Raw genomic sequence first — 9,549 nt, 5'->3', positions numbered from 1 at the left:
AAACGCCCGGTCACATTCCGAACCCGGAAGCTAAGCCTTACAGCGCCGATGGTACTGCAGGGGGGACCCTGTGGGAGAGTAGGACGCCGCCGAACAATCATTCCGGGAAACCCCTGTGCCACCGGCACGGGGGTTTTCTGCGTTTATCGGTCTCTGTATTTATCGGGCTTCGAGCACGGGATTATTCGCGTGAGTGCGTGGCGCCCGGGCACTACGGTGGCCCCATGAGCTACCTGATCAGGTCCGTGCGTGTCGAGGAGTGGCCGGCGGTGAAGGAGCTGCGGCTCCTGGCGTTGCGGGACCCGGTCGCGCACCTCGCCTTCCTGGAGACGTACGAGCAAGGGCTGGCGAGGCCCGACTCCTTCTGGCAGGAGCGGACGGCGGGAGGAGCCGAGGGGTCCGACCGGACGCAGCAGATCGTCGCCGAGGGGCCGGACGGGGGGCTGGTGGGGACGCTCACCGTGCTCATCGAGGAGGCCGGGACCAAGGACTGGGCGGGCTTTCCGGTCGAGCAGCGGCAGGGGCACATCGTCGGGGTGTTCGTGCGGCCCGAGTACCGCGGGATCGGACTGACCGAGGTGCTTTTCGACGCCGGGCTCGAATGGGCGTGGTCACGCGGGCTGGAGCGCGTACGGCTCATTGTGCACGAGGACAACGGCCGGGCCCGGACCTTCTACCGCAGGGCCGGCTTCCTGCCGAGCGGAGTCGTCGTGCCGCTGGGCGAGGACTCCGGCGGCCGCGAGCTGGAGTACGTCCTCGAGCGGACCGAGCGGGCCGAGCGGACGTAGGCGTCACACCGGCAGTTCGTGGTGGGGCCAGCGCGCTCGGGCCTGCTCGCGGGAGCGGAGCAGGGCCAGAGTGGGGAGACCGCGGCCGGTGCCCTCGGCCAGGAGATCGGGGAGCTGGGCGAGCGGGGCCACGGCCGCCACGTCGTCCAGGATCAGGGTCAGTGGTGGGTCGAGCCGACCGGAGGATGACCGTTCGGCCATGCGCCGGCCGCGCTCGACCACGCTGGAGACGAGGGCCGTGAGGAAGGGCATCGCGCCGGGGCGGGTCCTCGGGTCCTCGATGGATTCACCGACCACATAAAGCGTTCCCCCTTCGTCGACGAAGGAATCCAAGGCGAGGGCGTCAGTTCGATGAGGAGTGCAGGCCTCGCGGATGTTCACCGTGGAGAGGGCGGACAGGGCACGGGTCGTCAGTTCCTGGGCGATGTCCCGCCGTTCGGGGTGGGCCGTGAGGGCTGCTTCCAGCTCGCCCGCGGAACCGGCCGCGGCCTTCGGATTCGTGCGCAGGGTGCGGACCGCTTCCTGGAGCCCGGTGCCCTGGGACCAGCGGTGCACGTGGCGGACGGTGCGGCCGTCGATGGCGGCGGCGTGCAGATAGCTGCGCAGGAGCGTCTCGGCGGTCTCGGCGACCGCCTGGTCCAGGCGGGCGGTGGGCCGGACGGGCGTGAGGAGGGCGCTCGCACGGGCGGCCGCCGTCGCCTTGTCCTCGCAGCCCGTCGTCGGTGACCAGTGCAGGCGGGCCGGGGTGCCGCAGAGGTGGGTGGGGTCGTAGAGAAGGACCGGACCGAGCTTGGCCCGGGCGTCCTTGGTGTCCTGCCAGAGCGCGGGGTGCGAGGTGAGGACCAGGACGGCGCCCTCGGCGTCGCGTACGGCCTGGGCCGCGGTGGTGTGGCGGGTGTCGGGCGCGGCGTAGAGGACCGTGCCCTCCGGTCGGGACGCCGCCTCCCAGCCGACGGCCGGTTCGGTGCGGGTGACGGGAAGGGGCTCCGCGGCGTGCGGTGCGGGTTCCGTCCGGGGGACGGGCACCTCCTGCTGAGCCGGCCGGGCCACCGGCTCCGGGACCGGTCCCGGCACCGGTCCCGGCGGGGGCGCCTCGTGGCCGGTCCGCGTCCCGCGACCCGCCCGTACGGCCCGCCATCTCGCCACCGTGCCCAGCGCGAACACCGTGAGCACCAGGAGGACCATCACCTGGCCGATGAACAGGCCCCAGAACAGGCCGTAGCCGGAGAGGGCCGACGGGTCGGCGGCCGGCCAGGCGCCGGCGACGTCGTGCGGCCGGCCGACGAGGTGGCGCATGGCCAGGGGCGTGCGGGGGAAGGTGACGCCGGCCGGCCAGGAGCCGTGGGCGAAGAGGGCCGCGAGGCCCGTCGCCGTCCACACCAGCAGCGTCATGCCGAGCAGGAACGCGAGCAGCCCGACCAGCAGACCGTCGGGGACGCCTCCCTGGCCCTGCCCTCGGTCCCGGTCCTGGCCGCGGTGGTCGCCCGGTCTCATCGCGCCCCCGCGCCTACGCCACCGTCGACTCGGACGAGCCGTCCAAGTCGGGCAGGTGCTGTTCCACGAAGGCCGCGGCCCGCCGCTCCTGTTCCAGTTCCGCGGCGCGCAGCGCGTCGTCCTCGGCGAGGTCGGCCGACGACTGGGTCATCGCCCGGTCGGTGAAGACCAGCGGGCGTTCCGTCTCGGTGATCAGGTGTTTGACGACCTGGACATTGCCGTTGACGTCCCACACCGCGATGCCCGGAGTGAGGGTGGGGATGATCTCCACCGCCCAGCGGGGCAGGCCGAGCACGCGGCCCGTCGCCCTCGCCTCGTCGGCCTTCTGGGCGTAGATCGTCCGTGTCGACGCCATCTTGAGGATGGCGGCGGCTTCCTTCGCCGCCGCTCCGTCGACCACGTCGGACAGGTGGTGGACGACCGCGACGAAGGACAGGCCCAGGCGGCGGCCGAACTTCAGCAGCCGCTGGAACAGCTGGGCCACGAACGGGCTGTTGATGATGTGCCAGGCCTCCTCGACCAGGAAGATGCGCTTCTTCCGGTCGGGGCGGATCCAGGTGTGCTCCAGCCACACGCCGACGATCGCCATGAGGATCGGCATGGCGATGGAGTTGCGGTCGATGTGGGACAGGTCGAAGACGATGAGCGGGGCGTCCAGGTCGATGCCGACCGTCGTCGGGCCGTCGAACATGCCGCGCAGGTCACCGTCGACGAGGCGGTCCAGGACCAGCGCCACGTCCAGGCCCCACGCCCGTACGTCGTCCAGGGCGACGTTCATCGCCTCGGCCGACTCCGGTTCGGGGTGCCGCAGCTGCTCGACGATGTCGTTGAGCACCGGCTGGCGTTCGACGATCGTCTCGTTGACGTAGGCGTGGGCGACCTTGAGGGCGAAGCCGGAGCGTTCGTCCAGGCCGTGGCCCATCGCGACCTCGATGATGGTGCGCAGCAGCGCCAGCTGGCCCGTCGTCGTGATCGACGGGTCCAGCGGGTTGAGGCGGATGCCGTGGTCCAGGGCGGCCATCGGGTCCAGGCGGATGGGGGTTATGCCGAGTGCCTGCGCGATGAGGTTCCATTCGCCGACGCCGTCCTCGCCCTGGGCGTCCAGGACGCACACCTGGCGGTCCCGGAAGCGCAGCTGGCGCAGGACGTACGTCTTCTCCAGGGCCGACTTGCCGTTGCCGGACTCCCCGAGGACCAGCCAGTGTGGGGCCGGGAGCTGCTGGCCGTACAGCTGGAAGGGGTCGTAGATGTAGCCCTTGCCCGAGTAGACCTCGCGGCCGATGATCACGCCCGAGTCGCCGAGGCCGGGGGCGGCGGTCGGGAGGTAGACCGCCTGGGCCTGGCCGGTGGAGGTGCGTACGGGCAGGCGGGTGGTCTCGACCTTGCCGAAGAGGAAGGACGTGAAGGCGTCGGTGAGGACGGACATCGGGTCCCGCATGTAAAGCCCTACCTTCGGATGCCGGTGGCGAACGGGAGGGTGTTCACGAACGCGCGGTGGTGCTCTCGGTCGCACCACTCCAGCTTGAGGTACGACTTGCCCGCGGACGCCCTGATCGTCCGCTTGTCGCGGGCCAATGCCTCCGGGTTGCGGGAGGAGACGGTGATGTAGCCGACGAGGTTGACGCCGGCCGCGCCGCTCGCGAGGTCCTCGCCGCGCTGGTCGATGCGGGAGTGGGCGGCCACGTCGCGCGGGTCCACCGTGCGGTTCATCTTGGCGGCCCGGCTCGCCTCCGCCTCGTCGTTCGTCTTCTCGGTCAGCATGCGTTCGATGGCGACCTCGGTGGGTTCGAGGTCCATCGTCACGGCGACCGTCCGGATGACGTCCGGGGTGTGGACGAGGAGCGGGGCCAGGAAGTTGACGCCGACGGGCGTCATCGGCCATTCCTTCACCCATGCCGTGGCGTGGCACCAGGGGGCCCGGGTGGAGGACTCGCGGGTCTTGGCCTTGAGGTGGGTCGGCTCCATGGCGTCCAGCTCGGCCGGCCAGGCGTTGCGCCGGGTCATCGCCTGGATGTGGTCGATCGGGTGGTCCGGGTCGTACATGGAGTGGATGAGTGACGACAGGCGGCCCTGGCCGAGGGGCTGGCGGACCCGGATGTCCGCCTCCTGGAGGCGGGAGCAGATGTCGGTCAGTTCGCGGGCCATGACGACGGCGAGACCGGCGTCGCGGTCCAGTTTGCGGCCGTTCTGCGGGCGGGCGGCACGGGCCATGGCGTTCGCCTCGGCGGCCAGTTCGCGCGTGTAGTGCATGCAGGCGACCAGGTAGGCGCGGTGCTGCTCGCTGCTCGTCGACACCATCGACTGGAGCTGGTCGTACGACGACTGCAGCCACGGTGGTGCCTTGTCGTCGCCGCGCTGGGAGACGTCCTTGGCGTGGGCGTCGGGGTCGGCCGGGAGGGTGCGGGCGAGCATCTGGAGGCGGGTGACGAAGCCGTCGCCGTTGGCCACGTGCTTGAGGAGCGTGCCGAAGCGGTCGACGAGGGCCTCCTGGTCCTCGCTGTCGCGCAGGCCGACGCCGGGCCCCTCGATCTCGATGGCCGCGGTGACCGTACGGCGGTCGGCGTGCAGCAGGACGGCGATCTCGTCGGGGCCGAAGGGGGCGGCGAGCCAGTTGATCCGGCCGATGCCGGGCGGCGGGCCGATCTCGATCTCCTGCCCGTCGATCCGGGTGCCCGCCTCCATGGCGGCCGAGCGGTAGACCGTGCCGCGGCGCAGGGTGCGCTTGTAACTGCGGTTGATCTCGAACCACTTGTAGAACGTGCGGTGCTTGTACGGCAGGTAGACCGCGGCGATCGCGATCATCGGGAAGCCGGCGAGCAGCACGATCCGCAGGGACAGGACGGGGACGAGGAGCCCGCACATCATGCCGAGGAACGCGCCGATGACGATGAGCGCGATCTCGCCGGACTCGCGGTTGCGGCCGACGATCGCGTTCGGCCGGGCGCGGCCGATCAGATATGTACGGCGGGGCGTGACCGCGTGGGACACGTGGGAATCAGTCGTCAACGCCCTTCACCTCCCGTGCGGTTGGTACTGCTGTTGCGGGTGTTGCCGGCGTGCGGGGTGTTCACCGGGCTGCTCGCGCGGGGCGCGGGGGCGGCGGAGGGGACAGATCCGCCGCCTCCGTTCCCGGTGCGCGAGCTGTGCGCGGCCATGCCGCCGGAGGTCTGGTTGGCCGGGCGCTGGCCACCGGAGGCGGATCCGCCGCCGTTGCTGTCGGCGCGGGTGCTGTGCGTCTTGATGCCCTGGGCGACGAGGGTGGCGGGGGAGCTGATGACGGCAGCGGCCTTGCTCTCGGCGCCCTGCATCATGCGGTTGTTGCGCGAATGGGCGATCTCGTCGCCGAAGCCGGGTACGAAGCGGTAGATCATCGCGCTGGCGAAGATGGCCAGCAGGATGATGGACAGTCCGGAGACGACCGCGCCGAAGGCGCCCGGGCCGTCGTCGGCGGAGAGCGCGCCGGCCAGGCCGAGGACGATCACGATGACCGGCTTGACCAGGATGACGGCGATCATGATGCCGGCCCAGCGGCGGACGTGGCCCCACAGGTTCTTGTCGACGAGGCCCGCGTAGACGACCGTGCCGAGCAGGGCGCCGACGTAGAGCAGGGCGGCCCGCAGGACCAGCTCCAGCCACAGGACGCCCGCGGCGAGGATGGACACCAGGGAGACCACGATCAGCATGATCGGGCCGCCGCCGATGTCCTCGCCCTTCTCCAGGGCTGCGGAGAAGGTGCCGAAGAACGTGTCGGTCTGGTTGCCGGTGGTCTTCGCCAGGACCTCGCTGATGCCGTCGGTGGCCGAGACGACCGTGTACAGGATCAGCGGTGTGAAGGCGGAGGCGAGGACGGTGAGCCACAGGAAGCCGACGGCTTCGCCGATCGCGGTGGTGAGGGGGACTCCCCGCACGGCCCGCTTGGCGACGGCCAGCAGCCACAGCAGGAGGGTCAGGACGGTCGACGCGGCGAAGACGACGGCGTACTGCTGGAGGAACCGGGCGTTGGTGAAGTCGACGTTCGCGGTGTCCTGCACGGCGACGCTGAGCTTGTCGACGGTCCAGGCGGCGGCTTCGGCGCAGCCCTTGGCCAGCGAGGAGAGGGGGTCTGCCGTGTCGGAGACGCTGGGGGTGGTGCCGGAGCGGTTGTTGCCCTTCTTGCAGTACTCCTCGGCGGGGCCGCGAATGAGATCACAGGTGCTGTCGCTGGGCGACGGGGATGCCGACGGAGAGGGACTCGGGCTGGGGGTCGGCGCGGCGAGGGCACGGCTCGCCAGCAGCACCGCGGTGCTCTGAGCGGCTACGACGGCAGCCGTCAGCTTCAGGGGGAGGTGCTTAGCGCGCATACGTGAACCCTCCGTACTCCTCGACGGCCTTCGTCATGTCGTCGGCGGTGGAGGCCTTCTGGTCGCGCCCGACCGGAACGGGCCCGTCCTTCTGCTGGAAGTCGGCGACCTTCCAGTCGTTGTTGATCCACTTGAGCTGGTAGGTGGTGGTGTACCAGCTCTCGGACACCGGGTTGGTCGAGGCTTCGCCCGAGAGGCCGAACAGCGACGTGTACCAGACCTCGACGGTGGCCGCGTTCACGTTGTACCCGGTGGTCTTGGTGCCCACCGGGACGACGCGTGAGACGAACGTCTGGCTGTTCGGCGCGGTGCCGTCCTTGTCCAGGCCGATGTTGCTCAGGAACGTCTCATTCGAGTACGCGGCGTCCAGGGCGGACCGGCGTGCCGCGGCGACGTCGGGCGCGTACACGGTGTCGACGATCTGGCGCCGCCTGGCCGTGTCGAACATCTCCGCCGAACCCAGGACCACGGCGAAGTTGGCGGCCGCGCTCTGGGCGCCCTGTTCGTCGCGGGCGTACCCCGAGGGGATCCCCGCGCTCTTTGCGTCCACCGGCTTCGTCCCGCTCGCCGCCGTCGACGAGGTCCTCGGCTTGTCGGCGTTGCCCTCGCCCGTGGCCGCGGTGGAAGGGGAATCGTCTCCTCCACGGTTCGCGAAGGCGATCGCGGCGATCAGCAGGACGACGACGCCGACCACCATGACCAGGCTGCGCGAGGACGAGCGGGCGGGGCGGCGGGCGCCGCCGTAGGGGTCGGCTTCGGGCAGGCGCACACGGGTGCCCGTGGGCTCGCCGTAGTCGTGTTCGTCTCCGGGACTCATGCCGTGTACGCCCCCTCGCTGCCGTACCGGAACACGTAGTAGTACGACGGTAGCCGTGCTGGTTCCCGCGCGGGCGCGGTGTGGTGACTCGACATCAGGGAAACGCAACCTCAGCCGGTGGGCACGACGGGTGGGTGGGGTGGAGGAGGCCGGGAGTGCCCGGTGCGGACTGGCGGTGGGTGGCTCCCGCTACACGGCCATGCCGTACACGATCGTGAACAGGGTGCCGAGGGATCCGATGATGAAGACGCCCGTCAGCCCGGCGATGATGAGGCCCTTGCCCTGTTCCGCGCTGAAGGTGTCGCGCAGGGCCGTCGCGCCGATACGCTGCTTGGCGGCGCCCCAGATCGCGATGCCGAGGCAGAGGAGGATGGCGACCGCCATCACCACCTCGATCATCACCTTGGCCTCGTTGCCCAGGCTGCCGAAGGGGCCCCAGTCCGGAGCGATCCCGCCGATGATGGTGTTGATGTCGCCCTTGTCGGCCGCAAAGAGCATGTAAGTCACCGCCCCTGGTGGGTAGTTCCGAGAGGCCCCTGCGGTGTGCAGAGGTCAGGCCTCATTGTCGCCGACAACGCCGCCTTCGTATGTCGACTTGGCGTCATTGACGGGCGGGATTCGTACGAATAGCACGCACTCGTCACTCTGTGTATCACGGCAGGTCACCCCGGGCAATGAGGTCGGAGCGGAACCTGTCGTGCGGTTCCGTCGTTGACCCACTTCACGGCCGTGCGCCGTTTCTGACGGCTGGTCGGGTGAGCGTCCGTTTCCGATGGTCTCATGACTGACGGCGAACAGGGGGCGGGGCCGTGGCCCACTGTCCACGCGCTCCCCTGACCATCTGTCAGGGGAGCGGCCGGTCGGTGGTCTCCCTGTCGCCGTCTGTGTCTGCCGCGTCTGTCGGGTCCGCCGCTTCCGCCACCTCGTCCGCTTCGCCCGGGTCCTCCGCGTCCTCCAGGCCCTTCACGCCCTCCACGAAGTGGTCGAACTCTCCTGCCCGTACGCCCAGGACGAACGCGTCCCACTTGCGCCGGTTCGTCGTGACCACGTTGTCCGGGTCGCTGGTCTCGCGGAGGTGGACGGGGGCCTCTCCGTCGTCGCCCTCGCCGAAGGCGATCTCGATCCAGGGGCCGGGGCCGGTCGCCTCCGGCGGCGCGGCGCGAACCCACGTCAGGTCGGGGGGGATGTCGGTCACGGGGGATTCCTTCCGCACGGGCCTCGGCGACACGAGGACGATAGCGGGGCCCGGCCCGGCTCCGGGTCAGTCGAGCCGGTGCACCGCCTGGGTCGTGAGTTCGTAGCGGGCGCCCACGACGGCCAGTTCGCCGTCCGTGATCTTCGCGGCGAGGTCGGGTTCGGCGGCGAGCAGGGAGCGGACGGCCAGGACGTTCGCGTCGACGGTGGCGTCGACGCGGGCGTCACCCTCCTTCGTACGGTCGATGAAGGGGCGTATCCGGTCGGCCAGGTACTGGATGTGCGCGGGCAGCCGTTCGCCGGAGAGGTCCGCCTCGACCGCCGCGCGCACGGCGCCGCAGGACTGGTGGCCGAGGACCACGACCAGCGGTATGCCCAGCTCCAGCACGCCGTACGCGACGCTGCCGAGGACGGCCTCGTCGAGGACCTCGCCGGCCGTGCGGACGGTCATCAGGTCGCCGAGGCCCTGGTCGAAGACCAGCTCGGGCGGGACGCGGGAGTCGATGCAGCCGAGGACGACGGCGAAGGGGTGCTGGCCCTGCGTCAGGCTCCGCCGCACGGCCGGGGTCTCGTCCGGGTGCCGCTCGCGGAAGGTGCGCCAGCGGCGGTTGCCGGCGGCCAGTTCCCGCAGGGCCTCCGCCGCGGTGGTGGGGCGGGCCGGTGTGCGGGGGGCGGGCGTGGCGGAGGCGGGGGCCGCGGTGAGGGGCGCGCCGCCCAGGGCCACCGCGCCGACGAGGCCGCCGCGCAGCAGGGCGCGGCGGGCGGGGGCCGTGTGGGGGGAGGCGTCGGTGTCAGGGATCACGGAGGGGAACATATGCGCGAGTCCCGGGGCGGGTGCGGACGTTGCCCGAACATGGGGGTTGATGGGGAATCCACGACCGGACGATGGGTGGTGCTTGGCGCGCACCGGGACCGG

General features: G+C 71.0%; 8 protein-coding genes, 1 rRNA gene and 1 pseudogene. 2 read left to right on the top strand and 8 right to left on the bottom strand.

What is annotated here, in order from left to right; genetic code table 11:
• Both rrf and ACH4N1_RS12610 read left to right on the top strand, forming a co-directional pair.
• Nucleotides 1-95 (top strand): 5S ribosomal RNA (gene rrf, locus ACH4N1_RS12615); the annotation flags it as partial.
• A gap of 129 nt (nucleotides 96-224) precedes the next feature.
• Nucleotides 225-788: a GNAT family N-acetyltransferase gene (locus ACH4N1_RS12610; RefSeq protein ID WP_398096660.1), complete on the top strand. Its 564-nt coding sequence runs from the start codon at nucleotides 225-227 to the stop codon at nucleotides 786-788.
• A 3-nt stretch (nucleotides 789-791) separates the two neighbouring features.
• On the opposite strand, the gene ACH4N1_RS12605 is transcribed toward ACH4N1_RS12610, so the two are convergent.
• From ACH4N1_RS12605 to ACH4N1_RS12570, 8 genes and pseudogenes are all read right to left on the bottom strand, one after another.
• Nucleotides 792-2,282, bottom strand: a complete 1,491-nt coding sequence (locus ACH4N1_RS12605; protein ID WP_398096658.1) for a type IV secretory system conjugative DNA transfer family protein — start codon at nucleotides 2,280-2,282, stop codon at nucleotides 792-794.
• A gap of 13 nt (nucleotides 2,283-2,295) precedes the next feature.
• A complete protein-coding gene (locus ACH4N1_RS12600; RefSeq protein ID WP_382781261.1) occupies nucleotides 2,296-3,720 on the bottom strand; it encodes an ATP-binding protein in 1,425 nt (474 codons plus the stop codon).
• Nucleotides 3,721-3,728: 8 nt separating this feature from the next.
• Nucleotides 3,729-5,288: an SCO6880 family protein gene (locus ACH4N1_RS12595; protein ID WP_398096656.1), complete on the bottom strand. Its 1,560-nt coding sequence runs from the start codon at nucleotides 5,286-5,288 to the stop codon at nucleotides 3,729-3,731.
• Nucleotides 5,285-6,622 (bottom strand): hypothetical protein, encoded by a 1,338-nt coding sequence (locus ACH4N1_RS12590; RefSeq protein ID WP_398096654.1) that lies wholly within the window; start codon nucleotides 6,620-6,622, stop codon nucleotides 5,285-5,287. Before ACH4N1_RS12590 ends, ACH4N1_RS12595 begins: the two co-directional genes overlap by 4 nt.
• Nucleotides 6,612-7,439 (bottom strand): hypothetical protein, encoded by an 828-nt coding sequence (locus tag ACH4N1_RS12585; RefSeq protein ID WP_398096652.1) that lies wholly within the window; start codon nucleotides 7,437-7,439, stop codon nucleotides 6,612-6,614. Before ACH4N1_RS12585 ends, ACH4N1_RS12590 begins: the two co-directional genes overlap by 11 nt.
• Before the next feature lie 189 nt (nucleotides 7,440-7,628).
• Nucleotides 7,629-7,937 carry a hypothetical protein gene (locus ACH4N1_RS12580; RefSeq protein WP_003991275.1) on the bottom strand — a complete coding sequence of 103 codons (309 nt, stop codon included), beginning with the start codon at nucleotides 7,935-7,937 and terminating at the stop codon, nucleotides 7,629-7,631.
• Nucleotides 7,938-8,397: 460 nt separating this feature from the next.
• Nucleotides 8,398-8,634 (bottom strand): annotated as a pseudogene (locus tag ACH4N1_RS12575) (DUF397 domain-containing protein); the annotation flags it as partial.
• A gap of 66 nt (nucleotides 8,635-8,700) precedes the next feature.
• Entirely contained in the window at nucleotides 8,701-9,447 is a 747-nt protein-coding gene (locus ACH4N1_RS12570; protein WP_398096650.1) for a carbonic anhydrase, read from the bottom strand.
• Nucleotides 9,448-9,549: the final 102 nt, after the last annotated feature.

It is taken from the genome of Streptomyces sp. NPDC017202 (assembly GCF_044331705.1).
GTDB lineage: Bacteria > Actinomycetota > Actinomycetes > Streptomycetales > Streptomycetaceae > Streptomyces.
Note: the sequence above shows the minus strand (reverse complement) of the source record. Positions and strands in the feature narration are given on the sequence as shown.